This window comes from Sphingomonas leidyi (genome assembly GCF_011761945.1).
In the GTDB taxonomy this organism is placed as follows: domain Bacteria; phylum Pseudomonadota; class Alphaproteobacteria; order Sphingomonadales; family Sphingomonadaceae; genus Sphingomonas; species Sphingomonas leidyi.
Genome location: NZ_JAASQV010000001.1, coordinates 546461 through 572625, shown reverse-complemented (window position 1 = coordinate 572625; position 26165 = coordinate 546461). Strand labels below are relative to the sequence as shown.

At 62.3% G+C, this 26165-nt stretch carries 22 protein-coding genes; 3 read left to right on the top strand and 19 right to left on the bottom strand.

Annotated features, from left to right (window positions below; translation table 11 throughout):
• The first annotated feature begins 31 nt into the window (after positions 1-31).
• Entirely contained in the window at positions 32-790 is a 759-nt protein-coding gene (locus FHR20_RS02890; RefSeq protein ID WP_167299342.1) for a metallophosphoesterase, read from the top strand.
• A 22-nt stretch (positions 791-812) separates the two neighbouring features.
• Here FHR20_RS02890 and FHR20_RS02885 read toward each other — a convergent pair whose 3' ends face one another.
• A complete protein-coding gene (locus FHR20_RS02885; RefSeq protein ID WP_167298132.1) occupies positions 813-2387 on the bottom strand; it encodes a PQQ-dependent sugar dehydrogenase in 1575 nt (524 codons plus the stop codon).
• Positions 2388-2528: 141 nt separating this feature from the next.
• On the opposite strand from FHR20_RS02885, the gene FHR20_RS02880 reads away from it, so the two are divergent.
• Complete coding sequence (locus tag FHR20_RS02880; protein ID WP_167298131.1) at positions 2529-3914, top strand: hypothetical protein; 1386 nt, start codon at positions 2529-2531, stop codon at positions 3912-3914.
• Here FHR20_RS02880 and FHR20_RS02875 read toward each other — a convergent pair.
• The 4 genes from FHR20_RS02875 to FHR20_RS02860 form a co-directional block, all read right to left on the bottom strand.
• Positions 3911-5161 (bottom strand): glycosyltransferase family 4 protein, encoded by a 1251-nt coding sequence (locus FHR20_RS02875; protein WP_167298130.1) that lies wholly within the window; start codon positions 5159-5161, stop codon positions 3911-3913. The genes FHR20_RS02880 and FHR20_RS02875 overlap by 4 nt on opposite strands.
• Positions 5161-6801, bottom strand: coding sequence for a heparinase II/III family protein (locus FHR20_RS02870; protein ID WP_167298129.1), 1641 nt, complete (start codon positions 6799-6801; stop codon positions 5161-5163). Before FHR20_RS02870 ends, FHR20_RS02875 begins: the two co-directional genes overlap by 1 nt.
• A gap of 28 nt (positions 6802-6829) precedes the next feature.
• Positions 6830-8122, bottom strand: a complete 1293-nt coding sequence (locus FHR20_RS02865) for a sugar transferase (protein ID WP_167298128.1) — start codon at positions 8120-8122, stop codon at positions 6830-6832.
• A gap of 167 nt (positions 8123-8289) precedes the next feature.
• The gene (locus FHR20_RS02860; protein ID WP_167298127.1) at positions 8290-9627 is read right to left on the bottom strand and encodes a lipopolysaccharide biosynthesis protein; all 1338 of its coding nucleotides are present in this window, start codon (positions 9625-9627) and stop codon (positions 8290-8292) included.
• A 316-nt stretch (positions 9628-9943) separates the two neighbouring features.
• Between FHR20_RS02860 and pseI the strand changes: the two genes are divergently transcribed.
• On the top strand, positions 9944-10990 hold the full coding sequence (gene pseI / locus FHR20_RS02855; RefSeq protein ID WP_167298126.1) for a pseudaminic acid synthase: 1047 nt from the start codon (positions 9944-9946) through the stop codon (positions 10988-10990).
• Between the two features lie 8 nt (positions 10991-10998).
• Here pseI and pseG read toward each other — a convergent pair whose 3' ends face one another.
• The 14 genes from pseG to FHR20_RS02785 all read right to left on the bottom strand — a co-directional run bounded on the left by pseG (position 10999) and on the right by FHR20_RS02785 (position 26009).
• Positions 10999-12231 (bottom strand): UDP-2,4-diacetamido-2,4,6-trideoxy-beta-L-altropyranose hydrolase, encoded by a 1233-nt coding sequence (gene pseG, locus FHR20_RS02850; RefSeq protein WP_167299341.1) that lies wholly within the window; start codon positions 12229-12231, stop codon positions 10999-11001.
• Positions 12131-12652 carry a UDP-4-amino-4,6-dideoxy-N-acetyl-beta-L-altrosamine N-acetyltransferase gene (gene pseH, locus FHR20_RS02845; protein WP_208413375.1) on the bottom strand — a complete coding sequence of 174 codons (522 nt, stop codon included), beginning with the start codon at positions 12650-12652 and terminating at the stop codon, positions 12131-12133. The genes pseG and pseH overlap by 101 nt, the downstream gene beginning before the upstream one ends.
• Before the next feature lie 20 nt (positions 12653-12672).
• A complete protein-coding gene (locus tag FHR20_RS02840; RefSeq protein WP_167298125.1) occupies positions 12673-13389 on the bottom strand; it encodes a cytidylyltransferase domain-containing protein in 717 nt (238 codons plus the stop codon).
• Between the two features lie 24 nt (positions 13390-13413).
• Positions 13414-14742, bottom strand: coding sequence for a glutamate-1-semialdehyde 2,1-aminomutase (locus tag FHR20_RS02835; RefSeq protein WP_167298124.1), 1329 nt, complete (start codon positions 14740-14742; stop codon positions 13414-13416).
• Positions 14743-14745: 3 nt separating this feature from the next.
• Positions 14746-15612 carry a Gfo/Idh/MocA family oxidoreductase gene (locus FHR20_RS02830; RefSeq protein ID WP_167298123.1) on the bottom strand — a complete coding sequence of 289 codons (867 nt, stop codon included), beginning with the start codon at positions 15610-15612 and terminating at the stop codon, positions 14746-14748.
• Positions 15613-15656: 44 nt separating this feature from the next.
• The gene (locus tag FHR20_RS02825) at positions 15657-16514 is read right to left on the bottom strand and encodes an aldo/keto reductase (RefSeq protein ID WP_167298122.1); all 858 of its coding nucleotides are present in this window, start codon (positions 16512-16514) and stop codon (positions 15657-15659) included.
• Complete coding sequence (gene pseC, locus FHR20_RS02820; protein ID WP_167298121.1) at positions 16511-17677, bottom strand: UDP-4-amino-4,6-dideoxy-N-acetyl-beta-L-altrosamine transaminase; 1167 nt, start codon at positions 17675-17677, stop codon at positions 16511-16513. The genes FHR20_RS02825 and pseC overlap by 4 nt, the downstream gene beginning before the upstream one ends.
• Positions 17677-18678 (bottom strand): UDP-N-acetylglucosamine 4,6-dehydratase (inverting), encoded by a 1002-nt coding sequence (gene pseB, locus FHR20_RS02815; protein ID WP_243857105.1) that lies wholly within the window; start codon positions 18676-18678, stop codon positions 17677-17679. Before pseB ends, pseC begins: the two co-directional genes overlap by 1 nt.
• 57 nt (positions 18679-18735) lie before the next feature.
• Positions 18736-19986, bottom strand: a complete 1251-nt coding sequence (wecC, locus tag FHR20_RS02810) for a UDP-N-acetyl-D-mannosamine dehydrogenase (protein WP_167298120.1) — start codon at positions 19984-19986, stop codon at positions 18736-18738.
• The gene (gene wecB / locus FHR20_RS02805) at positions 19983-21152 is read right to left on the bottom strand and encodes a non-hydrolyzing UDP-N-acetylglucosamine 2-epimerase (protein WP_167298119.1); all 1170 of its coding nucleotides are present in this window, start codon (positions 21150-21152) and stop codon (positions 19983-19985) included. Before wecB ends, wecC begins: the two co-directional genes overlap by 4 nt.
• Before the next feature lie 104 nt (positions 21153-21256).
• Positions 21257-23419, bottom strand: coding sequence for a bi-domain-containing oxidoreductase (locus tag FHR20_RS02800; RefSeq protein ID WP_167299338.1), 2163 nt, complete (start codon positions 23417-23419; stop codon positions 21257-21259).
• A 71-nt stretch (positions 23420-23490) separates the two neighbouring features.
• Entirely contained in the window at positions 23491-24264 is a 774-nt protein-coding gene (locus FHR20_RS02795; RefSeq protein WP_167298118.1) for an AglZ/HisF2 family acetamidino modification protein, read from the bottom strand.
• Positions 24265-24267: 3 nt separating this feature from the next.
• Complete coding sequence (gene hisH / locus FHR20_RS02790; protein ID WP_167298117.1) at positions 24268-24879, bottom strand: imidazole glycerol phosphate synthase subunit HisH; 612 nt, start codon at positions 24877-24879, stop codon at positions 24268-24270.
• Positions 24876-26009, bottom strand: coding sequence for an N-acetyl sugar amidotransferase (locus tag FHR20_RS02785; protein WP_167299337.1), 1134 nt, complete (start codon positions 26007-26009; stop codon positions 24876-24878). Before FHR20_RS02785 ends, hisH begins: the two co-directional genes overlap by 4 nt.
• Positions 26010-26165 lie beyond the last annotated feature (156 nt).

The following is a 26165-nucleotide window of genomic DNA, read 5'->3' as shown; positions in this document are numbered from 1 at the left end:
AATCGCCAACGAACCTACGCACATCAAATCGATGTTTCGCAAGCTCTTCAAATCCAGCAGAACACTCGCCAGGACGCCCGCAGCCGCGATTCCAGCTGGACACCGCATCTATGCCGTCGGCGATATCCATGGGCGCCTCGATCTGCTCGACGCGCTGCTTCTCCAGATCGACGCCGATCGCGAGGCACGCTCACAGGCCAGGGAGGAGATCTTTTTCCTCGGGGACCTGATCGATCGCGGCCCACAGTCCGCCCAGGTGGTCGAGCGACTGCTAGCACTGTCAAGGAGCCGCCCTGCCCGCTTTCTGCTGGGCAACCATGAAGAAGTCTTCCTGTCGGCAGTGGCGGGCGACATCGAGGCGCTACGCTTCTTTACTCGGATCGGCGGCAAGGAAACGATACTCAGCTATGGGATCGCGCCCGAGGCCTATGACGCCTTCGACTACCCCGAACTCATGGATGCGCTCCAGGCGGCAGTCCCGCCGGAGCATATCGCCTTCCTGAGCGCCTTCGAGGATATGATCTGCGTCGGCGACTATGCCTTCGTCCATGCCGGCATCCGGCCCGGGGTTCCACTCGCGTCGCAAAAGGCCAAGGACCTGCGCTGGATCCGCAGCGACTTCCTGGAACACACCGCCCCCCTTGAGCGCCTCATAGTCTATGGGCACACGATCAGCAGGGACGTCGACTGGGGCCTCAATCGAATCGGCATCGATACCGGCGCCTATGCGTCGAACCGCCTGACCGCCCTGGGCCTGCAGGACGGCGAGCGCTGGCTATTGCAGACCTAGGCCCGATCCGGCACTCCGCGCTTCAATCGGCCACGACGACGAACAATTCGCCATCATAGTCGACGATGTAGAGATTCCCCTTCTGATCTTCCCCGAAGCTCGAGATGTGGTCGATGGTGCCGATGTCAGGCCTGAACGCTTGAGTCAGACGTAACCCGGGACTGACGCCGTCATTCTTGATCCCGAAGACCCTCCCGCTCGAATAGTCACCAGCGATGTAGATACCCTGGAGCGATTCGGCTGGCCCTCGATAAACATAGCCGCCAACAATCGCATTAGCATTGTAGTCTCCGGTGCCGTGATTCCATGTAAATCGATTGTATCCGGCGCCGCGCATGTACGAAGTATCGTTCACATGGACAATGTCACCTTCAAGATACGGCCAGTCGAACTGCTCATCCTGATGGTAGGTATTCCCTACATAGGTATTCTTGATCTGCACGAAGTTTACTTCTTCCTGCAGGCTTTGGCCGATGTCGCTTACCCAGAAGTTCCGTGGGTAGGCGCGATCAAAGCTCGCGCGATAGGGATTGCGGAAGCCGCTGAGGATCGCGAGAGTCCGATTTGTGGGCGTCAGGCCATAATTCTGGTCGGGATCGGCAGGGAAATCGTCCTTTGTCGGATCGAGGCGCAGCACCTTGCCCAACAACGGGCTTCCCCCCTGGGCATTGCAGCGCCTCGCGACGCTCAGCGTCGTGACTCCGGTTCCGCAGTCGTCGGCATCGCCGGTGGCGATGTAGAGATAGCCATCGTTCGGACTAAAGCCGATCCAGCCGCCATAGTTGCGATTGGAGCCGGAATGCGGGATCCGCAGAACCAGCATGGCAGTGCTGGGATCGAGCCGGGAGCGATCGGCCGCAGGCGTGGCGTAGCGGCGAATCTCGATGTCGCCGGACATATTTGTCAGGAACACATAGGCTAGGCCGCTCGTCGCGAAGTCGGGGGCCAGGGCAAGACCAAGCAGGCCGCGCTGGCCGTCCGTCGTAACCTGGCTCGAAACATCGAGAAACGGCGTGGCTGCGATCGCGCCAGACGCGGGATCGACGACACGAATCTGTCCCGTCTTCTGCACCACGAGCATCCGCCCGCTACCGTCCGTCACGCCCGTCGCATAGACCGGCTGCGTCAGACCAGTAGCGACGCGACGAACGTGATAGGGACCGGTGGTCACATCCGTCACCGTCACCGTGAGAATCAGCCCCTCGCCCAATCCCGCCGGGTCATTGATCGTCAGTTCGACGATGTACTTGTTGTCCTTGTCCTTATCGGAAGGCACTTCGAAATCGACCGGATTCTTGAACGAGAGCTGGCCCGACGGCGTGATCTGGAAGAAGGCGGCATCGTCGCCGCCGGTGACCCGGAAGCTGACCGGATCGCCCTCGGGATCTGCGCCCGTTGCCGTGTAGAAGACGGCGGTGCTGTTCTCCGGAACGCTCACCGCGTTCGCCGATGTGAAGTGCGGCTTGGTATTCACCACGGGCGTAGGCGTGGGACTAGGCGTGGGCGCGCCGCCGCCGCCGTCACTACAGGCCGAGCCGACGAGGAGCCCGAGAACCAGCGCACCCCACGCCAACCCGCTACGCGTCACACAGGTCATTGAAGCTCCTCTCGCCCACAGCATATCCTGCTCGCATTTGGCCTTCCAGCGATATCCGGCCGATATCGCTCGGAAATATGACGGTTGTCCGGGCCGAGCACCGCGATACGACGGCGAAACCATCAAAGGCTTTGGGTTGCAGTGGAACGCTGCTACGGGCGCATGGCAGCCCGGCGCAAAACAGATGCCGGAACATCATCGCCGCGCGACAAGGGGGACATAGTGTTTTCAGCGGAGACGGGGCATGAGAAGGCCCTTACGAAGACGATCCTGGTCTTCGATTGCTGGCTTCCCGGGTTTACCTATGTCGCCGAGCTGGCCAATGAACCCGGCATATCCCTGGTCTTCGTTCACACTTCTTCCATGCAAACCGGGGAGCCGGCCAAGGAATACCGTTCCTTCCGGAAGCAATATGACGCACCTTCCTGGGTCCATGACTTTTCCGAGTTCGATTACGACTTCAAGCGCCTCTTCGAGCAAATCCGGCCCGATGCGCTGCTCGTAACGTCGCTCCACCATATCGAGGACCGTACCGCGCTCCGCTTCGCCAAGAGCCGGAACGTCCCGACCTATTTCATCCCGCACGGCATCTTCCTGTTGCGAGACTCCCCACCACCTGCCGAAGGCATTAAGAAAAAGGGAATTCCTGGAAAGTTAGCAACGCTTTTCTCCAAGCTCCCACGCGTCGCCTACTACACGCGATTCTTTTGGAAGTTCCACTTCCAAATGGTACGCAGCGGCTCGCGTAAGAATGACTTCAGGCGTGCCCTCCAAGTTTACCGGACTCTAATCGCTGATTATTTCTCCTGGCAATGGCATCCGAACGAAGCCGTGCAGCAATATTACAGGGCATCGATCGATACGCTGATACTGTACGATGCCAGCATCGCAGATTATTTCGAGGCCAATTTCGGCGCGATCACCTCGGGCGCAACGGTGGTGGAATCGGGTACGCTCGACGTCACCCGCCTGCTCCGCCAGTTGCATGATACTCCACACACACGCCGCACGCGCCAAGGCAAGGGCCAAGCCTATTTCATTTCGAGTCCCTACCCCGAATATTTCTCCGATCGGGATAGTCGCAGGGCCTGTGCGGAAATATTGGCGCGGCTGGCCGCATTGGTTCGCGAAGCGGGATTCGACAACCTCATCTATCGCCCCCACCCCGGAGAGCCCGCGGAGTTCACCGCGGAAATAAGCCGAGCCTCCGGCGCCGAGATCGATACGAACCGCAGCTTCACCAGGCTGGTCGAAGCCAATCTGGTCATCGGAACCTCGTCGTCACTGCTCTACTCGGCGGTACTACTCCGCAAGCCGATCGCGATCTGGACGACGCGGCGCATCAAGATCGACCTACCCTATTACGAGCCGCTGATCAGCTATCCCAAGATCGCGATCGATGCCGACGAGCCTCGCGACGAGGGAGCGCTCGCGCAGTTGTCGGCGCTCGAGATCGGAGACGCCGAGCTCGATCTCTCTGGGTTGAAGGATCCGATCGCCGACCTGGCTCGGATGGTGCGGGGCTAGCCTCCGCGCTCGCCCCGCCTCCTGGAGGCGACATCAGCGAGGATATCAGCCAGGCGCGCCGCCAGAGCCTTGCGCTCATATTGTGGCGCCGCGGCGATGCCCGCCTCCGCATATTTGCGGTGCAACGCAGAATCCTCGCGCAACGCGACAAGCCGAGCAGCGAGTTCCTCGCCGCTCTCGGGCGTGAAAGTCTCGCCGCCGCCGGAACGGTTCAGGATATCCGCAGCTTCACCCCGCACGCCGAGCAGGATAGGTATCCCCATGGCAAGCGCCTCGAACATCTTCGACGGTATCACCGTCTCGAACAGTTCCGAGGTACGCAGATGGATGATCGAGACGTCGAGCAGCGACCAGTAACGACTGACCTGATCCTTCGGCACCGGATCGAGGAACAGCAGATTGTCCAGGCCTCGCGACACCGCCTCGGCCTTGAGCGCTGCCTTGCGGGCTCCATCGCCGAGCATCAGGATGACGATATCGCGCCCCCTCGGATCCCGCGCCAGGCGATCCGCCGCGTCGAGCAGGGTTTCAAGCGCATGTGCCATGCCGTGCGTCCCGATATAGCCCGCAACAAACTTCCCGGTTAGGCCCAGTTCGGGAACGAGGACGCCATCCTTGGGCCGCGGCGCGAAACTGCTGAGGTCGACGCCGTTGGTCACCACGGCGATCTTGGCAGGGTCGATCCCGCGACGTGCGAGCGCGTCGCGGAAGGAATGCGTCACCGCGACGATCCGATCCGAGGCGCGATAGAGGAACACCTCGAGCCGCTCGAGCAGCCGAATGGCGATCCCCTCCTTGACGGCGCCGACGGTCTTGATCGATTCGGGCCAGATATCCCGCAGTTCGAAAACCCAGGGGCGCCGCTTGCAGAACGCCACCATCCAGGCAGCGACGGCGGTGAAGAACTGCGGCGAGGTGCCGACAATCACATCGGGCTTCCGCACGAACAAGGCGCCTATCGTGCCGGCCACCATGTAGCTGAGATAGTCCAGGGTGCGCTTCGTGAAACCCTCATTCGCGGTGATGTAGCTCCAGACGCGGATCACGCGAATTCCCGCAATCTCCTCCTGTTGCCACAACCGGTTGCGATATCCATTCATCAGCTTGCCGGTAGGGAAGTTTGGCGCGCAGGTGACCACCGTAACCTTGTGCCCCGCTTCGACCCATTGACGACAATGCTCAAAGGTACGGCTCGCAGGCGCGTTCACCTCGGGCGGGAAATTGTCGGAGAGGAATAAGATGTGCATCAGTGCCATTCGAACTCGACACGCGAGCTTCCGCTATCAAGCATGATTTCGATGCAGCGCGTGGGCAAACGCTCGCCGAAGCGCGGCGAATACCAACCCTCGGCGATCGATGACCTTCCGCGCGCGACATGAACCGTGACCACGCGCTCACCGTCGAGTCTGATTTCGAATCCGTCCGACCCGATTGCAGCTATTTCGGCATCCGGCACGAGCAGGAAGCGCGCCACCGCGTTTCCATGCTTCCCCGAGACACGGTCCTCGACGGTCAGCCCGGCTGGCGTGAAGGTCCAGCAACGATAATGCATCACCTTGCCTGGAAGGCGCCGATAGCCGTCATGCGCACAGCGGACTTCGAGCAGCGGACCCGACGCGATCTGGAGGTCGACCGGATAGGCGCGCCGCGCAACCCGGAAGCCGCTCCACACCTCCGAGGAATCCTCGCCGTCGACTGCAACCGTGTTGTGCGCTGCGGTGCTGCGCTCGAAGTGCCGCACCGGGCCGGCACCATATTCGGAGGTGCCCCCGTTGACGATGAGACGCCGGCCGCCCAGCGAGAGCTCGAACGACAAGGTGTCGGCGTGCGCATGTCCCGGCAGATAGTCAGGCCCCACGCGCGCCAAGTCGAGCAAGGCAGTGGCAGGGCCAGCCGAGACACGCGCGTAGCCACTCGCGGAGAATGACTGCACCCCCTCCCTGGATGGCGGCGGTGCCGCGATGCCCAGCCGCGCCGCATAGGCGGCAATCATGGAATAGCTCGGCGCAATGCCGATGGCGGCATCGTTGAAGAAGCCGATCTCACCGTCCGGATGCGTCATCCCGCGGAGGAAGTTCAGCATGGCAGGCAACGCTTCCCGCCATGGCTTCACGACCTCGGCGGTGAGGGCGCCTTTCCAGTGCTCGGCGGCGTTTACCATGTCGAGCACGTCTTCAACGAAGATTGCATGATACATGGGGCTGAGCTCGAAATGCCCGCCATCGGAAAGCAGCTGCTCCGGAAACTCGCGCCCAAGAATTCGAAGCGCGGTTCGACGCCATTCGTCTGCTTCATCACCGATGAAGAAGAGCCCCGCCAGCAGCAGAGCCTTGGCGTTGGCGAACAGATGATTACCGAGCAGGTGCCATTCGAGGCGCCGCGAGAGCCAGCGCGCCTGTAGCGCCAGGCTGTGATCGAAACACTCCGGCACGGCGTTGCCTGCCAGCGCCCATTTGATCCAGTTCACGATCCGCAGCGAGGTCGGATAGGGTTCCCAACCCGTTCCCGTACGTGGTGGATTCTCGGCGATCCAGCGGGCTATCCACGCGCCGTGCCAGGCCGCCCCATTGCGCGCCGGCGGCGCGGCCAAGTCATCGAAATAATGGAGATTGTAGCGCCTGAGCTTGTCGACGGCTTCGTCGTCCCACCCTCCACTGTCGGGAAGGCGATACTCGACGCCGAGCAGCAGGAAATGACGCTCTCCGAGCAACGAGATCGGCCGCTCGATCGGCGCCTGCCACGCGCCCATGGACACGCGTCGGGCCGGAGCCCGTGCCATCTCACCGATCGACGGCTTGAAACGAAAGCGCGCTCTGCCCAGGATCTGGATCGGCTTTAGATGGCGTAGCGTGTTCCAATAGCGGAGCACCTCACCGGTGGAATGCATTTTCAGCCCCACGGAAGAAGAGCAGGTTTCACTTGGATCCGAAACCGGAAAGGATCGTGTGAACCGTCCGGATCGTGATCAACAAGTCGAGCCACGCCGAGAAGTTCTTGATGTAGTAGAAGTCATAGTAAAGTTTGGTGTGGACGCTATCCAAATCGGCAACATGCCCCTGGCTGACCTGAGCCCAACCCGTGATCCCCGGGCGAACAATATGCCGATAGCTGTAAAAGGGCAGCTCGCGCTCGTACCATTCCGAAAGCGGAATGGCCTCCGGGCGCGGACCTATGATGCTCATATCCCCCATCAGGACATTCCAGATCTGGGGAAGCTCGTCGATACGGCTACGGCGCAGGACGCGCCCGATCTTGGTGATACGATCATCATCCGATTGCGTAATCGCGTCCTGGATCGCCGTCTCGACGCACGTCGCAGGCGCCCGCGCGCGCATCGTACGAAACTTCAGTACCTCGAAATCCTGGCCGCGATAGCCCATCCGGCGCTGCCTGAAGAGAATCGGCCCCGGCGATTCCAGCCTGATGACGACGCCGAGCAGCAACATCGGCACGAGGAGCACGGGGATCGCGACCAGCGATACGACGATATCGACGATGCGCTTGGTATGCCGATACGCGCTGTTGGGCACCAGCGACCCGAAGCTGTTCTCTGACAGATGCTCGATCTCGACCTTTCCGGTCAGGGATTCACGCACCTGCTTGCTGTGATAGACCGCTCGTCCCGAAATCGCGGCCGCGGCCAGCATTCGTTCCCATTCAGGCTCGAAGTCGTATCGCAGATCGGCCACGATCGGCGTATGGCCGTCATTCTCGGGCAAGGTCGGATCCTTCAGCAGGATCCAGCTTGCATCCTCGCTCTCGACCAGCTTGAGCGCCTTGCCGAAGGGAACGACATAGAAGGACTGGCCGGCCTTTGCGCCGAGATGCATCATCATGAAGATGAACAAGGTGCCGAATAGGAACGCGGACATCAGCATGACGCTCGCATAGTCGACGCGGAGGACGAGCAGCACGCCGATCGCCGACCCGAAAGTCACGGAGAATGTCGGGATGATATAGGAAAAGTGCCGCGTACCGGGAAAGGACGTAACCTTGCGGATCGCCAACAGCGCGACGATGGCCGCGGTGCAGGATGCGGCGACGGTGACCAGCGCCTGCTCGCTGCCAATATCGGGGGTTTTTCCCGACAGATAGGAAATCGCGACAGGCAGCGCCGAGCCAGTGAACAGCAACCCGATGAGCTGCAGCACCAACGAGTTTGCGACGCTGCGCGCGCGAGGCCGGATCAAACCGCGAGTCATGAGCATTGCAGTGCCAGCATAGTTAGAGCATCCGATTTTCCGGGCACTTCCGCCTGCGTATTCTCTAAGGGCCCTGTTCTCTAAGGCCCCTGGTTCGGGCAGCTGCTATCGTTGGGACAATATTATGTCCAGCCACATTGGCGCCGCCCTCTCATTTGGACGTTCGCCTCGCGTCAGGCGAGGAGAAGGCCGCCGAGCTCGCCCAGCACGAGCAGAGCCAGCCCCGCTGCCGGCCCGTGCCACAGCAGACGCACCTTCCACTCGCGCCGCGCCCAGAAGACTCCGCCCCCCATCTTGGCAATCATCATCAGCATGAAGCCGACATAGGGGCCCCACTCGCCAAGCGTGAGCGCCGCACCGATCCAGAGCAGAAGGCCCGCAATGCTGGTGCCGATGCTGATCTTCATCAGCAGCGCTCCCTTCGCGTGCGCGTAATAGTAGTTCTGGACGTGGTACCAGGGAATATTGAGGACATAGGCCACAAACAGGATCGCCGTCTCGCGCTCGATTCCCTGATAATGCGCGAAGCTTGCGCCCCCGATCCGCAGCGCCAGGGGAAGAAAGGCAAGGATGCCGCCCGCCGCGACGCCGAGGATCAAGCCCTGCAACAGATAGAAGCGACGGTTCTCCACTTCGACCTTCTGTTGCGGCGCATCGTGGATCAGGCGAAAGACGCGCGGATTCCAGGCCTGATTAAGCGAAGTCGCCACCAGGTGCATGATAGAGGAGAGCGTATAGGCGAACACGAAACGGGCGACGACATCGGTGGAGAAGAAGATCTTCACCAGATAGGTGTTGCCATATCCGGCGAACCAATCGATCAGCGCGACGAGCAGATATGGCGCGAGATGCATCGCCATGTAGCGCACATCGGCGTCCCGTATCGATCGGGAGAAACCGATCGCCGTCAGCAGGGTCAAGGGGAGCGCCAATACGAGCCCAGCTGCCGAACCGATGAAGAAGCCGACCGAGCTACCGAACAGGAGATATCCGGCCAAGCCGCCCGACAGGCCTATCAGCGGCGCGACCAGGCCCACCAGCAATGCCGCTCGGTGACGTTCGACGATACGCGAGAGCTGCGACTGTATCGTGTAGAAGCCGATCAGTGCGCCGCTCGCCGCGGCAACCAGCAGTGCTCCGGTGTCGAAGAGGTTCGTCCATGAGAATCCGACTATCGCCAGGAGCAGGCTCATCATCGCGGTGCCAAGGAAGACAAGGTTCGCGCCGGCCAGTAGCTGTCGCTGCCGCTCGGGATCGCGGGCAACTTTCAGCCTCCCGATCGCGGTCTCAACGATCCCCGCCATTGCCAGCGCCGATACGCCGCTCTGCAGCGCGTAGAGCAGGCCAAAACGGGCATAGTCGCTGACCGGCAATTGGTGCGCCAGCCAGAGGAAGAGAATGAATCCCACTCCCTTTTGCAGCACGGCGCTTCCGGCATAGGCGAAGGCGAGCGCGAGCACGTTGCTACGCGCCACCGCGAACCGCGCCGCCTGCGCATTGATGAACGCCATGCTTCGTTCAAGCATGCGAGGCGCGCCCAAGGCATTGCATCTGGCTATGCCGTACGCGCCGGCCATGACGACCCGTCTTCTCCAGCATGTCTATGGTCACCACCCGCTTCGCCCGTTCCGCATGCGACTCGCAATATGCGCAGGCGCCGATTATTGGGAGCCGCAAATTCCGCTTTCGTTGCCCTGGGGTCGCGCGGTTCCCCGCAATGTCCCCGATGCCGCGCACCACGCCGCCCGACCCGACAAAAGTGTGGACTAAGCCGCGGTTTATACGCAGGGACACCAGCGCGACGCGGAGTCCAAAAGGATCGAATCAATGAGCTTTGCAATCGACGGGCGCGAAATCGGGCCGAACCACCCCCCCTATATCATCGCGGAGCTCTCGGCGAACCACAACGGCAAGCTCGAACGCGCCCTGGAATCGATGGAGGTCGCGAAGCGTTCCGGCGCCGATGCGGTCAAGCTCCAGACGTACACCGCCGATACCATGACGATCGACAGCGATCGGCCCGAATTCCTGATCAAGGGCGGTCTGTGGGACGGCTACAAGCTGTACGATCTCTACAACTGGGCACAGACTCCCTATGAGTGGCACCAGGCTATGTTCGATCACGGCCGCGCACTCGGCATCACCGTATTCTCCACTCCGTTCGATGAGACAGCCGTCGACCTGCTCGAGAAGCTGGGAACGCCGGCCTACAAGATCGCTTCCTTCGAGCTCACCGACCTCCCGCTGATCCGCTATGTCGCCTCGACCGGCAAGCCGATGATCATGTCGACCGGCATGGCCAATGAGCAGGAGATTCAGGACGCGGTCGACGCCGCCCATGGCGCCGGCGCGAAGGATCTGGTTCTCCTCCACTGCATCAGCAGCTATCCCGCGCCGATGGACCAGGCCAATCTGCGGCAGATCAACGTGCTGCGGGAGCGTTTCGGCACGCATGTGGGCCTGTCGGACCACACCATGGGCACCACTGCGGCGGTGGCGGCGACGGCACTCGGCGCTTGCGCGATCGAGAAGCATTTCACGCTCGACCGCAACGACAAGGGTCCCGACAGCGAGTTCTCGCTCGAGCCGGACGAACTCGCGCGGCTATGCGCCGATACGCGGGACGCCTTCTCGGGGCTCGGCACCGGCGAGTTCAAGCGGCAGAAGGTGGAGGAGGCGAACCGCATCTTCCGCCGTTCCGTCTATTTCATCAACGACCTAGAGGCAGGCGCGACGGTGAGGCATGAGGATCTGCGCCGCATCCGCCCCGGCATGGGGCTGCCCCCCTCGCAGTTCGACGCCATAGTCGGTAAGCAACTCAAGGTGAAGGTGACCCGCGGCACGCCCACGAGCTGGGATCTGTTCGCGGACTGAGGCGAAGACTAGCCTGTCGCCGGGCGATCAACCGCCTGGCACAGGCGCCCGATATGCGCGACTACGCGACGGATGCCTTCGCCATCGGTGATCGCGCTGGCCGCTTGGCTCATCGCCGCCAGCGTCCGCGGCTCGGCAACTTCCTCGATCAGGCCCGCCAGACGCGTCGCGACATCCTCGACGCCGCCTACCCATCGAGCTGCGCCGGTATCGGCCAATGCCTTGGCCCCGGCCAGCTGATTGTCCGCGATCGTTACGATGAGCGTTGGCAACCCAAGGCAGCCGCGTTCCCACGCCGTCACGCCCGCGCCGCCGACCGCCAGATCGCTGTCCGCCATCAGCTCAGCCATGTCGGTAACGTCGATCAGCACCTCGGTCGGCCGGCGCTGCTTCACTGCCGCGGACCGCACCTCATCGAGCCAGGGCGCCCGCGAGCCCAGGACGATCGTGATCTGGCACGCATCAGGCAGTACGGAGGCATCGAACGCGTCGAGCACGCGCCCCGTCGCGTTGGGCATGTCCACCCCTCCCATTGCAACCAATATGCGGCGCAACGCCGGATCGCGACGACGGGCGAGGCTCTTCTCGCGGGCGGCGGCGAATTCGGCGCGAAGGAGGGCATATTCCGCGCCTGCCAGCACGATGGCTCCGGACGGCACCAGCCCGGCATAGTCCCGAGCCCGGCGCCCCAGATTGGCATCGACGAGCAGCGCGCAACCATGAGGCCGGTCGGCCAGGTCGTCGATCACCACGATCCGCTCCGGAAGCACGCCGACTTCGGCTTCCCAGCGCGCATCGAGCGCATAGTGATCGACGATCAGCAGGTCCGCGCGGCGGGCTGCAGCATGGCGCGCAGTCTGCCGGGCATCTGCTTCCCAGCTTCCGCCAAGCCAATGGGCGTGCGGAGAATCGCCGGGGAAGGCGCCTCCCCCCACCCCGTCGCCGCTAATTTCCAGAACCGGGAACCCGCTCGCCTCGATATACGCGTTGAGATTGCCCGGATGGTCCCGCGAGACGAAACAAACCTCCGCCCCCTCCTCCGCCAAAGCCCTGGCGAGCGTGAGGCAACGCATGACATGCCCCGTTCCGATCAAGATCGATGCATCGACGCGGATCAGGACCCTCGGCACCACGAACACCTCACCGGCTTGCGGCACGCCACTCTTCGGCGAGAAGGCCGAAGCAGCGAACGTCTCTATAGACACCGGCAACCAGGCGGTGCGAGCGCAAGGTTCCTTCATCGTGAAACCCCAAGCGCTCGTGGAAGCGCACCGAGCGCAGATTGTCGGCAAGAGCTTCGCCGCAAAGCTTGTGCAGCCTCAGTATGTCAAAGGCATGGTGCAGCGCGGCGGCGCCCAGCGCGACTCCCGCGCCCCGCGGCGAACCCGGCACGGCATAGAAGCCCCAGCTGGCCACTCCCTGGTGAAGCTCGGCAATGTTGACGAAACCGATCGGTCCATCGGCTGTCTCCGCGATCAGTGCATGGCGCTTCGAATCCGCCTCGACGCCCGCGAACCAGTGACGATGCTGATCGAGGCCGATCTCGTCCTGGTTGTACATGTAGCGCCGAACCTCGAGCGCATTGCGCCACAGAAGCACGGACGCAAGGTCCCTCTCGCGCATAGGGCGCACCGTCGCGGTCATCGCATCATCTTCGCCCATGGCGACGCTTCCGTCCTCGCTCAGCCGGGCAGATGCATCGCGTTGATCGCCGCAAGCCCGGGATCCGCTGCGATCAGGTCAAGCGCGTCCTGCAGCGTGAAGCTGTCTTCCCGGCCGGGAAACATTTCGATCATCGCCTTGAGGAGCTGATAATCCTCCGGATAGTCGAGCGTCCAGCGATGCGTGTGGAAATAGTTGGTCGCGGATTCGAAATTGCGCACGCGCCGTCCTTCCTCCCAGAAGAAGGGGATCACATGCTCCCGCTGAAAGCGCGTCCCGGCCTCGCGCCAAGCCTGTTCCAGCGATGCGAAGGGTATCACATCGACGTCCATCCCGTCGGGGAAGGTAATCGGATAGCGGTTGGTCAACAGATCAAAGCTGCCCGCTTCCTGGCGCGCGAGCCGGACCGCCTCGTCCACGATCGCCGGATCGATGATCGGGCAGTCGGCGGTGACCCGCACGACATGGTCTACGCCGAACTGCTTCGCGGCCTGATAATAGCGGTCGAGCACGTCGTCCTCGCTTCCGCGATAGCTGTCGATCCCATTGGCATCGGCCCATTCTGCGATCGGATCGTCCTGCGCCAGTGTGCTGGTGATGACACAGAACCCGTCGAGCAGCTCCGCGCGCCGCAGCCGCCCGAACAAATGAGTAAGCAGCGGCTTGCCCGCAGCTTCCATCAACACCTTGCCAGGCAAGCGAGTCGAGCCCATGCGCGCCTGAACGAAGCACCTCATCGCAATCTCCGACAAGTCCAGGAATCAGTTGTACTTGCGAAAAACCGGCTTCACCGCCTCGCCCTGATAGGTCGAGACGACGTCCATGTCGCTATTGAGGACGCGATTCACCTTCTCCATGCCGGCACGCAGCGCGTCGAAGGTCCGTTCCAGCTCGGTGTGCCCGTGCGCTGAAGTGATCGAGATCCAGGGGATCAGTACGCCCGCGGCGACGACCTCTTCATGGAAGCTGGTGTGCAGCTCCGGCCAATAGGTACCGTCCGCCCTGGTGCAAAGGATCTGGGGATTGCAGTCGAAACCGATGATCCGCACATGGTCCGCGACGCCGACCGAGCCTGCGAGTGCTTGGAAGCCCTCCTTCATCTGCCTGCCGAGACGCCAGACATACGCCGATACATCCTCCGCGATGCATTTCCGCATCGTCGCCATGCAAGCCGCCAGGCCCACGGTTTCCGAGGCATGGGTCTGCGAAAGCAGGAAGACTCGTGGCTTGTCGTGTTGCAGCCCGCCCAGCTTCATCAATTCCTTGTCGCCGATCAGGAACGAGAAGCTGAAACCGTTGGAGACTGCCTTGCCATAAGTCGCGAGATCAGGCTGCACCCCGTAGAGGTGATGCGCGCCGAGCGGATGGAAACGCATCGCCGCGATCATCTCGTCGAACACGAGCACCGTGCCCTCGCGCTTGGTGATATCGCGCAGCCGCTGGAGAAAATCGTCGACCGGCTCGTCGTTCTTGACCGGCTCAAGGATCAGCGCAGCGATCTGCCCCGGATAGCGCGCGAACAGCTCCTCCACCGAAGCGATGTCGTTGTAGCGGAACTTGACCGTCCACCCGCTTTCCTCGGCCGGGACACCCGCGTCCATCTGAGTCGCCCCGATGAACCAGTCGTGCGTCGAAAAGAACGGATGATCCCCGCAAACCGCAACCAGCTTGCGACCCGTCGCGGCGCGGGCGAGCTTGATTGCCGCGGTCGTGACATCGGAACCATTCTTACCGAACTTCACCATCCCTGCCCAGGGGTGGAGACCGAGCAGATATTCGGCGACCTCCAGCTCCAGCAGTCCGGGACGCGTGTAGTTCACCCCTTGGTCGATCGCGGCCTTCACCGCGTCATTCACATCCTCGTCGCCATGGCCAAGAATGAAGACGCGGTTGCCCATCGCCCAATCCAGAAACCGATTACCATCGACATCGAGACAATAAGCTCCCTTCGCCGATTTTATCAGCTGCGGCGAGTTATAAGGAAACTGATCCAGACCTTTGCTATAAGTATGGCCACCGCCGGGAACAAGTTCATGCAATCGCGAAATGAGCTGCTGCGACCTCTCGAAACTGTAGGAGTTCTTGCTCATTGTCTACGATCGCCTTCCCAACTGAATGAATTCGACCACATCTAACGTTTCCCGGCGATCGATATTCGTCGCCTGCCCTCTTACCACCGCAAGGAAGCGGATCAAGGCGGCCTTGAAGGCGGAGAAGGAATCGCGAAAGACGAGGTCCAGATACCCGGAATCGCCCAGAATCCTGTAACCGATCGGCGACATGGCATCGCCGGTGCTGGTGAACCTGCCGACCATCCCGTTCTCGGCGACGACATTCAGCTGGTGGGTCCCGCCAACTATTGCGAGGTTATGGCTCCGAACCTTTGAAAGATCGGGGAATATCTGCAGTACGGGTTCGATCGCATGCACCGCGTAGGTGTCCCAATACTTCGGAACCCAGGCGTCGACCATCCGCACCCGACCGATGCGTGCGAGTTGCTCGGCGCCCGGCACCAGTTCGGCCGCATAGCGCAGCGCCGTGCAAGAGAAGAGATGCCGCTCGCTTGCCGCCATGGCGAACAGCGCCTCCGCTTCGCCGCGCGACAGAGCCAGCGGCTTGTCGACATAGATCGGGATGCCCGCGCGCAGGAACGGCTCGGCGAACCGGCGATGATTCTCCGCATCGTCGCGCGCGAGAAGCACGGCATCGACTGCGCCCATCATATCCTCCGGGCGCTCGACGACGGTCTCGATCAGGCTGGCTTCGGCGACATGGCGCGAAAGCACCGGATTCTGGGTCCAGACATGCGTCACGCGCGCGCCCTGGATGAAATCTTCCGGATAGGCGCGCTCGCCCAGATATTCGGGAATAGCCGAGAAGGGACAGCTCGCCATCGCAGCGGCATTGTAACCATTGATGATCGCCGCCCAGGAAAAGGGGTGACCATTGCCCTTGCTCATGCCAACTATGCCGAGCCGGAGCGGTTCCGCCACGCTCGACATGCTCACGCCCACCGCCCTGGAAGGAGAAGATCCGGATCGTCTGTTGCAAGGTCGGCCGGAAGGGGCGGCAATTCGCCCTCGGCCGCATCGACGATCTCGTGGAGCTGCGAAGCCGTCTCCACTCCGACCACGCCGCACGCGATCGCCGGGTTGCCCAGCACGAACCGCAGGCAGGCAGCAAGCTGGCTCGTGCGCTGCTGCGCCGTCCATTGCCCGAGCCGCGTGAAGAGCGGCTTCCACTTGGCGAAATATGGCGGCAACGCCTCAGCGTCGGCGAGCAGCAGGCCCTGCAGGAACAGCGAACGCGCATGCACTTCGATGCCGGCGCCGGCAAGGCGCGCCAGCCAGCCGCTCGTCTCGATACGCCGATCGAGCAGGCTGTACGGACATTGCACGATATCGGGGCGCAGCACCGGCCAGATTCGATCGAGTTCCTCCGGCGAATAGATGGAAATGCCGATCCGCCCGACCCGCCCGCTTGCTTTGACCTTGCGCATCGCCGCAGCGAGCGCCGGGCCGTTGGCATCGAGCAGCTGCTCCGGGCGATGGAGCAGCAGTCCCGCGACGTGCTCCACGCGGAGGCGCGCCAGAGCGCCCTCGAGCTCGCGCGCGACCCATGCGTCCGGATTCTCGCTCCCCGCCAACCCGGGCGGCAGCTTGGTGATGATGCTCCATCCGTCGACGCCCGCATCGCCGAGCACAGCTTCACTGGTGCCATAGGCGATGGCGGTATCGAGCGCGTGGATCCCGCTAGCGCGCGCCTGTGCGAGAATCCGGCGCACTTCCGCCGGAGAAACCTGCCCGTTGCCCGTGATCCCGTAGTCGAGCCCGAACTGGACGGTTCCCAACGCGAGTTTCATCCGCGCAGCGCTCTACCCAGGCTCGCCACGACCCGCTCGACCGCCTCGTCGTCGAGCTGCGGGTACATCGGAATACTGATGGCACGCGAGTAATAGCGCTCGGCCGCGGGGAAATCGCCGGGCTGGAAACCAAATGCCCGGTAATAGGGCTGCAGATGCACCGGGATATAGTGGAGGTTCACCCCGATCCCGTCGTTACGGAGCGCCTCGAACACGGTACGATGGTCGCGGTTGGTGCGATCGGTGTCGATCTGCACGACATAGAGGTGCAGCCCCGAATAGGATTCGGGGATATTGTGCGGCACGATGACCGGAAATTCCGCGAGCAGCGCATCGTAGCGCGCGGCGATGCGGTGGCGGCCCGCGACATACTCGTCGATGCGCGCGAGCTGACTCAGCCCCAACGCGGCCTGGAGCTCGGTCAGGCGATAATTGAAGCCCAGATCGATCTGCTGATAGTACCAGGGACCATCGGACGCGTGCGTCATCTCCGCTGCTTCGCGAGTGATGCCGTGGCTGCGCAGCAATTCCATCCGGCGCGCCAGGACGGGATCGTTGGTCAGCGCCGCGCCGCCTTCGGCAGTCGTGACGATCTTGACGGGATGGAAGCTGAAGATGGTGATGTCGCTGAATTCGCAGCTGCCGACCGGCTTGCCCCGATAGCGGCCGCCGACCGCATGCGAGGCGTCCTCTATCAGCTTGAAGCCATAGCGGTCGGCAAGCGCCCGGATCGCCGCCATGTCGCAAGACTGGCCGCTGAGGTGCACCGGCACCACGATCTTTGGAAGCCTGCCCTGGCGCTCGGCCCGTTCCAGCTTCGCGGCAAGCGCCTCGACGCTGATGTTGCACGTCGTCGGGTCGATATCGACGAAGTCCACCCGCGCCCCGCAATAGAGCGCGCAGTTGGACGAGGCGACGAAGGTGATCGGCGTGGTCCACAGCCAGTCACCCTCGCCCAGCCCCAGCGCAAGGCAGGCGATGTGAAGCGCCGAGGTCGCACTGTTCACCGCCACCGCGCGCGCCGCGCCGCAATATGCGGCGAGCGCTTGCTCGAAGGCTGGGACGCACGGCCCTTGAGTCAGAAAGTCGGATTTCAGCACGGCCGTGACTGCGGCAATATCCTCGTCAGTGATGTGCTGCCGGCCGTAGGGAATGAAATCCATTAGATCGCCCCGATCTTCTCGCGGTTGCGCTCGATCCAAGCCTTGAGTTCCTCAGTCGCCATCCATTCAGGATTATTGTCGCTCGAATAGACGAAATCCTCGGCGACCTTCCTACCGTCCTTGATCCGATAGGGATCCGCACTCCAGTTGTGGATCGCAGGCAAAATCTTGAAATGCTCGGGATATTCGTAGGTGTAGAGCGCATCCTCGGCGCTGATCATCTGCTCGTGCAGCTTCTCGCCTGGGCGAATCCCGATGACTTCCTGCCGCGCATCGGGGCCGATCACGCTGGCGACATCGGTGACCTTCATCGAAGGAATCTTCTTCACGTAGATTTCACCGCCCTGCATGTCCTCGAAGGCGTGCCAGACCAGTTCCACGCCCTGCTCGAGCGAGATCATGAAGCGGGTCATTCGCGGATCGGTGATCGGCAGCACCCCCTTCTCTTGTATCGACAGGAAGAAGGGGATGACCGATCCTCGCGAACCCATCACGTTACCATAACGGACCACCGAGAAGCGGGTATCCTGTCCGCCAGCATAGGAGTTGCCCGAAACGAACAGCTTGTCCGAGGCCAGCTTGGTTGCGCCGTACAGATTGATCGGGCTGCTTGCCTTGTCCGTCGACAGGGCGACCACCCGCTTCACCTTCTTGTCGATGCAGGCATCGATCAGGTTCATGGCCCCGATAACGTTGGTCTTTACGCACTCGAAGGGGTTGTACTCGGCAGTCGGCACGATCTTGGTCGCAGCCGCGTGGACGACATAATCGACGCCGTCGAGCGCCCGATAGAGCCTCTCGCGGTCACGCACGTCGCCAATGAAGAAGCGAACGCGATCGTCGTCCGCGAACTTCTTGGCCATGTCCCATTGCTTCATCTCGTCGCGTGAATAGATGATGATCCTGCGCGGATTATACTTGGCCAGAGTCATCGGCACAAAGGCATTGCCGAAGGAACCGGTTCCGCCAGTAACCAGAATTGACTTGTTTTCCAACATCATGATCTTTCCAGACTTGTTCGCCGACGCGATCCGGCGATGATAGGATCGACAAGGCGCCTAGGCGCCGTTCCGCAAGAAGCCGCAGGCGTCAAACAACACCTTGTCACCAAACCCGTCCCGGGGCAGCGCGCGGAAGGCCGAATGGTTGACCAGGAAGACGACGATATCCGCCTCGCGGACCGCCTGCTCGGCGGAAACGAGCGGCGCCTTGCCCTCTAATTGGCCCGGCAATTCCTCGATATGTGGTTCGACGGCAAGCACCTCGCAATCACCGGTCGAAGCGAGCGCGAGGCAGATGTCCAACGCCGGACTCTCGCGCAGATCGTCGATGTTCGGCTTGAAGGCCAGGCCCATGCAGGCGACCTTCACCCGACCAGCCTGCTCGGCGACGAGCGTGCGAACCCTCTCGACCACCCAATGCGGCTTGCCGTCGTTCACCTCGCGGGCACTGCGGATCAGGCGAGCGGTGCCGGGCGAGCTGTGCACGATGAACCAGGGATCCACTGCGATGCAATGCCCCCCGACGCCGGGGCCAGGCTGCAGGATATTGACTCGCGGATGGCGGTTGGCGAGGCGGATTAGCTCCCACACATCGACGCCGATTCCGTCGCAAATCAGCGAAAGCTCGTTGGCGAATGCAATGTTGACATCACGAAAACTGTTCTCCGTGAGCTTGCACATCTCGGCAGTGCGTGCATCGGTGACCATGCATTCGCCCTCGACGAAGATGCGGTAAAGCGCCACCGCCGCTTCCGAGCAACGCGCGGTGAGGCCACCGATCACTCGGTCGTTCTGCACCAGTTCGCGAAGGACGTTCCCCGGCAGCACGCGCTCGGGGCAATGGGCAATGCGGATATCGCTGTCAGCGCCGCGACTTGCCGGGAAGGTGAGATCGGGACGAGCCGCCGCAAGCCATTCGGCCATCGCCTCGGTAGCGCCAACGGGAGAAGTCGATTCGAGTATGACGAGATTGCCCGGCCGCAGCACCGGCGCGATTGTTCGACTGGCCGCTTCGATATAGCTCAGGTCGGGGATGTGCCCATCGCGGAACGGCGTCGGCACCGCGACGACGAAGACATCGGCCGGCTCGGCCAGGGTAGTGGCGCGCAGATACCCGTCCGCCACCGCCATGCGCACGACGGCGTCGAGATCCGGCTCGACGATGTGCGTCTCGCCGCGATTGATGCTCTCGACCACGGCCAGGTTGACGTCCAGGCCGATCACCTTGCGCCGCCGCGATGCGATGATCGCGGCCGTGGGAAGGCCGATATACCCCAGGCCAACAACGCAGATAGTCTCGAAACTCATACTCGCTCCAAACGCAGGGAATCCCGTTGCCGCAAATCCTGCCCATATGCCGCGAGCCGCTCAACGATCCGGCTGCAGGCCTTCCCGTCGCCATAGGGATTATATGCGCCGCTCATCTTCGCGTAAGCGTCACGATCATTCAGCAACTCGCGCAAGTTGCCCATGATGCGCTCGACATCGGTTCCAACCAGTCGAACCGTGCCTGCGCTCACCGCCTCCAGTCGCTCGCTAGTGTCCCGCATCACCAGCACGGGCTTGCCGAGAGATGGCGCCTCTTCCTGCACACCGCCCGAATCCGTGAGTATCAGGTCGCAGCGGTTCATCAGATAGATGAACGGAAGATAGTTGAGCGGCTCGATCAGATGGACATTGGGTACGGCCGAGAGGAGGCGCGTCACCGGTTCGCGCACGTTCGGGTTAAGATGCAAGGGATAGACGATATCGAGATCGGGGAATTCAACGGCGGTCCGGGCCAGCGCTTCGCAGATACGCTCGAACCCCTGCCCGAAGCTCTCACGCCGATGCCCCGTCACCAGCAACAGGCGCGCCCCTTCGCGAAGCATGCTGAACTGCGCGTCGAACTCGGCCCGTTGCGCCGCGTCACCCTCCAATCGCTCGACGACCGAAAGCAGCGCATCGATCACCGTGTTGCCGGTGATTGCGATGACTTCGGGCGAGACGCCTTCGCGCAGCAGATTGTCCGCCGATGCCTGAGTGGGTGCGAAATGAAGATCGGCAAGGGCCCCCGCAAGCTTTCGGTTCGCCTCTTCCGGCCAGGGCGAATAGAGGTTGCCGGTGCGCAGCCCGGCTTCGACATGGCCAACGGCGACCTGCTGATAATAAGCGGCGATGCTGGTCGCCATCGTGGTCGCGGTATCGCCGTGCACCAGCACGATGTCGGGCCGCCATTGCCCCAGCACTTCGCGCAACCCCTGCAGGATCGCGCAGGTCACGTCGGTGAGGTCCTGCCGCGGGCGCATGATATCGAGATCGAAATCGGGCCGGAGTGCGAAGAGATCGAGCACCTGGTCGAGCATCTCGCGATGCTGCGCGGTAACGCACAACCGCGCCTCGAAGCGAGGATCCTGGGCAAGCGCGACGCACAACGGCGCCATCTTGATCGCCTCGGGACGCGTCCCGATTACAGTGAGTATCCTGAGACTCATCCAAACCCCTGCAGCCGAGGAAACCGGTGTGTCCGGGCCCTCGCCCCGCCTTCCCTGCAAGTGCGGAGCGGCCCTTGCCATAGTCGACAAGTGATTGCCACCCCTTAAATCCCGCCCGCCGATGCGTCGTCCCGCTGCTCGCGGAGCTGCCGTGCTACGTCGATCGTCGCGCGTGCGACTTCGAAGATTTCATCGGCCGGAATCGCCGGAGGACCGCCGGCGACCGCGGCCAGGAAGGCCGCGCAGCAATCCTGCTGCCCCTTGTCCTGGCGACGCAGGTTAAGCTTTGAGAAACGGGGCCAGGAGAAGCCGCTCATCCGACGGAAATTGTCGATCTGCAGTGTGCGCCCGGCTGCGAACACTTCGATCCTTTCCTTGGGGAAGCTCTTTGCGCCGTTCGCGAAATACATGAGCGTCCCGAAAGATCCGTCGGCGAAACCGATCGTGATCGACGCCTTGTCCTCCACCAGCCCGTCGCCGCCGGGCCGGCCCATCCGCCGCCCGCCAATGGCTACGATCGGACTTCCGGCCAGGAAGCGCATCAGATCGATGAAATGGCAGGCCTCGCCGATGATCCGCCCCCCCCCGCGCTCCAGGTCCTGAGTCCAGTGATCTCCGGGGATCGCGCCGGCGTTCATCAGCATCGCGAACGACTTGGGCTCGCGGGTACCCGCGAGGAGCGCCTTCATCTTCACGATCTGCGGCGCAAACCGACGGTTGAAGCCGACCATCAGCTGGGGGCCCGCACCCGCGGCATGCGCCTCGCGATACGCCTGCTCGACCAGGTCGATGTCTGCCTCGGTGAGTCCGAGCGGCTTCTCGACAAAGACGTGCTTGCCCGCGGCCAACGCCTGGGCGGTGAGGCGCGCGTGACTGTCATGCCGGGTGGCAATCGTCACGATGTCCACAGCCGGGTTCGCTATCGCCGCGTCGGTGTCGCTCGATGCTTCGGCGAAGCCGAACTTGCGGCCGGTAATTGCGCTCGAGAGCCCCCCGGCACTGACGATGGTGTGCAACTGCCCGCCCGCCTTGCGAAAGGCCGGGATCAGCACGCGCGAAGCATAGTTGCCGGCGCCGATCACGGCCAGCGAGGATCCGCCGCGGACGAAGGCGTTCGGCCCGTCCAGCACGACGGAGCGGATCAGGCGCTCTTCCACGGGCGCCGCATATTGCAGGAGCAGGCCCAGACCGGACTTGTCGGTAGTCAGCGCCTCATAGGCATCGCCCGCCTGTTCGAACGGATAGCGGCGCGTGACCAGCGCCTCGGTGACGAGCTGACGGCTCGCCATCATGTCTAGCACCGCCTCGAAATTGCGCCCCTCGGTCCATCGGACGAAGGGAAGCGGATAGTCATGCCCGTCCTTCTCATAGGCGGGGTCGTAGCGGCCGGGCCCATAGGAGCAGGAAACCTGGAAGGTCAGCTCCTTCTCGTAGAAGTCGGCGCGGTTCAACTCGAGGCCGGTGACGCCGACCAGCACGATGCGCCCGCGTTTGCGCGACATGTGCGCCGCCTGGGTAACTGGATCGTTGGAGCTGGTCGAGGCGGTGATGATCACCGCGTCCACGCCCTGCCCGCGGCTGAAGGCCATTGCGGCCTCAACGGGATCTTCTCCATTGCCGGGATTGCAGGTCTCAGCGCCGAAGCCGCGCGCCAGTTCGAGCTTGGCCGAATCGAAGTCGATCGCCAGCACACGGCAACCTTGCGCGCGCAGCAGCTGGACGGTGAGCAGGCCGACCAGGCCGACCCCCGTGACGACCACCGTCTCACCCAGAGTTGGCCGAGCTAGGCGAATGCCCTGCAGTCCGATACTCGCGACCACGGTGAAGGCCGCAGTCTCGTCATCGACACTGTCAGGGATCTTCGCGCAGAGCGTGCGGCCCACCGCCACGACATCGGCATGGGGGCCGTTGGAAACAACCCGGTCGCCGATCGAGATGTCGGCGACGCCACGCCCTACCGCGATCACTTCGCCGACATTGCAATATCCGAGCGGGATCGGCTGATCGAGCTTCGAGCGCACCGCGTCGATCGTCGTCATCAGCCCGTCGGTCTTCACCTTGGCGAGCACTTCCTTCACGCGCTCGGGCTGCTGCCGCGCCTTCTGGATCATCGACGCCTTGCCGAAACCGACCAGCATGCGCTCGGTCCCGGCCGAGATCAGCGTATTGGTGGTCCGGATGAGCACCTGCTGCGCCCCTGCGGTCGGTGCTGGCGCCTCGACGATCTTCGTTTCCCCGGTGTTGAAGTACTGGACGATTTGCTTCATCTGATCCTCGGCAAAGCCATGGGCCGGCCCGCAGCTGCTCCGCAAGCCCCCCTTCTTGATCCATGGGCCTTCTAGGCGGCCACCTGCTCCTGCAACGCCAGCCTCTGCTCCCGCGAGAGGTAGCTGATGAGCACGGCCCGATAGGTGCCCTTGAAGACGAAAAAGCTACCGGCGGCGACGCCCACCGTGCCCAAGGCACGCACCGCCGCCTCCATGTTAGCGATCGACCCCGCACCGCCCAGGATCGTCATCGGAACCTCGACTGCCGCACGCACCTGCTTCGCCAGGGCGAGGTCATAGCCGTCCATCATTCCATCGCGATCGATCGAGTTGATGACGACTTCTCCAGCCCCCAGGGCTTCGGCGCGCCGGGCGAACTCGATCGGGTCGAGCTTGACCGCACGACTGCCGTTATGGGTGCGAAGCTGATGGCCGCCGAGCGTCTTCTTCTTGACGTCCAGCACCACGACGACGCTCTGGCTGCCGACCTGTTCGGCCATTTCGCTGATGAGTTCGGGACGCTCGACCGCTGCCGCGCTGATCGAGACCTTCTCCACGCCCAGGCCCATGATCCGCTTGGCCTGCTCGGCGCTGGTCACGCCGCCGCCATAGCAAAGCGGCATCCGGCACTCAGCGGCAAGGCTCTCGATCATCGTGTAGTTGGGCTCGGCACCCTTCACCGTCGCATCGATGTCCGCGACGATCAGTTCGTCGACTTCCTTCTCGTTGAAGATCCGCACCGCATTGATCGGGTCGCCGACATATTTGTCTTCGCCGAATCGACGGGTCTTAACGAGCCCCCCATTGCGGACGAGCAGGCAGGGAACGACGCGGGCACGCAGCATAACTCAGAGCTCCGCGAAATTCTTGAGGAGCCGGACACCATTGTGGTGGCTCTTCTCGGGATGGAACTGAACGCCGAACACGTTCCCACGGTTCACCGCGCAGGTGAAGTCGCCGGCATATTCCGCAGTGGCGATGGAATCGGAGGCATCGGCACAGCGGAAGCGATAGGAATGTAGAAAATAGAAACCGAAGGCCTCGTCCATGCCGGCAAGGATGGGGTTGCCCGCCGCACGGATCGTATTCCACCCCATATGGGGTAGCCGACCGGTCTTCTCCCCTTCAGGGAACCGTATCCGCTCCACCATCCCAGAAACCCAGCCCAGCCCCGCTTCTTGGCCTTCCTCGCTCGCATCGGCGAGCATCTGCATGCCGACGCACACGCCAAGGACCGGCTTGCCCCTGCCGATTACCTGCTCCTGGAGCGGCTCGGCAAACCCCGAAGCACGCAGCCGCTGCATGGCGTGGTCGAAGGCGCCCACACCGGGAAGGATGATCTTGTCGGCCCCTTCGAGAGCTTCCACGCTGTCCGCGATCGCATGCGGCACGTTGAGTTCGCGATAAATATTGGCAAAGGCCCGGACATTGCCAAATCCGTAGCTCAGGATCGCGATCACCGCTTGACTGCCTTTTCCGCTCCGATCATCTGCAGCAGCCGCGAACCGGTCTGGAAAATCCATTCCTGGTTCTTGTAGTCACGGAACGTCTTCTTCGGCATCACGAAATAGCCGCGAAGCTCCTCGCTGGAGATCTCAAGCTTACGCGCGATGAAATCGAACTCGTGCTGGATTGTCTCGGGGTCGTAGGCTGGATGCTTGAGTTGCTCCATGGCATCCTCGCGCGTCATTTGCCCCGTGAGGATCAAGCTCGAATATTGCACCTTGCGCGTATCGTAACCGAAGCGCTCCGGCAGCCAATAGCCTTCGAAGAAACGCGTGAAGCGGGATTCGAAGTGCTTCTGCGGATAGGCCTTCCAGCCATAAGTGTCGGCCAGCGTCCGCTGGGCGAGCGCCTTCGTATATTGCAGCCAGTCGAGCGGCTTCACGACGCGCAGGCCACGCAAATAGCGAAGATAGAATTTATGGAAGAAAATATTGCTGAACGGATAGGTCTTCATCTCAACGGTGGAGAAACAACGCCGAATGTCGTTGATTTGCGCCATGTCGGTGCCATGATACAACCATTCGAGCGGATTACGGACGCACTCGGTCGAGATGTTACCGCCATTCAGGATATACTTGATACCATTCTTGTTCGCGAACTTGTACAAGGTCGCAATGAATGCATGGTCCTGCGGGATATCGAGATGCGGGACGCCCGACTTGAAGAATGCAAGCTGGAAGTCGCGCATCTCCTGCCAGTTGATCACCTCGGTATACAGGTCGAGACCCAGCTTCTCAACGAGGACTTGGATGTTATTGACTGCAATATCGGTGTTCCAGCCTCCATCGACATGGAACACCAGCGGACGCAAGCCGAATTCGGTGACGACCAGATGCAACATGTAGGAGCTGTCCAGACCGCCGCTCATTCCGATGATGCAATCGAACTCCCGGCCCTTGCCGTGCTCGCGTATCTGTTCGACGGTGCGGCGCAACATCTCCCTGCCGGTATCGTCGGGATGCCATTTGGGAAGCACGTGCTCCTTGAAGCCGCGGCAGTGATCGCAAACGCCATTCTCGTCGAATTCGATCTGCGTGTCCGTGGTATCCATCACGCAGTTGCTGCAGATTTGGTATTCCCGCATGATATTCCCGTTCATCCACCCGCCGATCGGACGGTTCCTCCTAAGGTGCGCGGGCTCTAGACGCTAGCGATACGTTTTGCCAGTTGCCTTGGCAGATTCCGGCGCGGTTTTTTGTGCTGCAGCATGCCCAATCGCGCTGGTGACAGGCCGCTACAT

Coding starts and splice junctions, on each gene's coding strand:
- FHR20_RS02885 (WP_167298132.1), bottom strand. CDS start 2,387: ATGACCTGTGTGACGCGTAGCGGGTTGGCGTGGGGTGCGCTGGTTCTC.
- FHR20_RS02785 (WP_167299337.1), bottom strand. CDS start 26,009: ATGCGGGAATACCAAATCTGCAGCAACTGCGTGATGGATACCACGGAC.
- wecC (WP_167298120.1), bottom strand. CDS start 19,986: ATGAGTTTCGAGACTATCTGCGTTGTTGGCCTGGGGTATATCGGCCTT.
- FHR20_RS02865 (WP_167298128.1), bottom strand. CDS start 8,122: ATGCTCATGACTCGCGGTTTGATCCGGCCTCGCGCGCGCAGCGTCGCA.
- wecB (WP_167298119.1), bottom strand. CDS start 21,152: ATGAGTCTCAGGATACTCACTGTAATCGGGACGCGTCCCGAGGCGATC.
- FHR20_RS02875 (WP_167298130.1), bottom strand. CDS start 5,161: ATGCACATCTTATTCCTCTCCGACAATTTCCCGCCCGAGGTGAACGCG.
- FHR20_RS02890 (WP_167299342.1), top strand. CDS start 32: ATGTTTCGCAAGCTCTTCAAATCCAGCAGAACACTCGCCAGGACGCCC.
- FHR20_RS02870 (WP_167298129.1), bottom strand. CDS start 6,801: ATGCATTCCACCGGTGAGGTGCTCCGCTATTGGAACACGCTACGCCAT.
- FHR20_RS02840 (WP_167298125.1), bottom strand. CDS start 13,389: ATGAGGTGCTTCGTTCAGGCGCGCATGGGCTCGACTCGCTTGCCTGGC.
- FHR20_RS02825 (WP_167298122.1), bottom strand. CDS start 16,514: ATGAAACTCGCGTTGGGAACCGTCCAGTTCGGGCTCGACTACGGGATC.
- pseH (WP_208413375.1), bottom strand. CDS start 12,652: ATGGGCGAAGATGATGCGATGACCGCGACGGTGCGCCCTATGCGCGAG.
- FHR20_RS02835 (WP_167298124.1), bottom strand. CDS start 14,742: ATGAGCAAGAACTCCTACAGTTTCGAGAGGTCGCAGCAGCTCATTTCG.
- pseG (WP_167299341.1), bottom strand. CDS start 12,231: ATGAAGGAACCTTGCGCTCGCACCGCCTGGTTGCCGGTGTCTATAGAG.
- pseB (WP_243857105.1), bottom strand. CDS start 18,678: ATGATGTTGGAAAACAAGTCAATTCTGGTTACTGGCGGAACCGGTTCC.
- FHR20_RS02800 (WP_167299338.1), bottom strand. CDS start 23,419: ATGAAGCAAATCGTCCAGTACTTCAACACCGGGGAAACGAAGATCGTC.
- FHR20_RS02860 (WP_167298127.1), bottom strand. CDS start 9,627: ATGGCGTTCATCAATGCGCAGGCGGCGCGGTTCGCGGTGGCGCGTAGC.
- FHR20_RS02795 (WP_167298118.1), bottom strand. CDS start 24,264: ATGCTGCGTGCCCGCGTCGTTCCCTGCCTGCTCGTCCGCAATGGGGGG.
- pseI (WP_167298126.1), top strand. CDS start 9,944: ATGAGCTTTGCAATCGACGGGCGCGAAATCGGGCCGAACCACCCCCCC.
- FHR20_RS02830 (WP_167298123.1), bottom strand. CDS start 15,612: ATGAGCAAGGGCAATGGTCACCCCTTTTCCTGGGCGGCGATCATCAAT.
- pseC (WP_167298121.1), bottom strand. CDS start 17,677: ATGGATTTCATTCCCTACGGCCGGCAGCACATCACTGACGAGGATATT.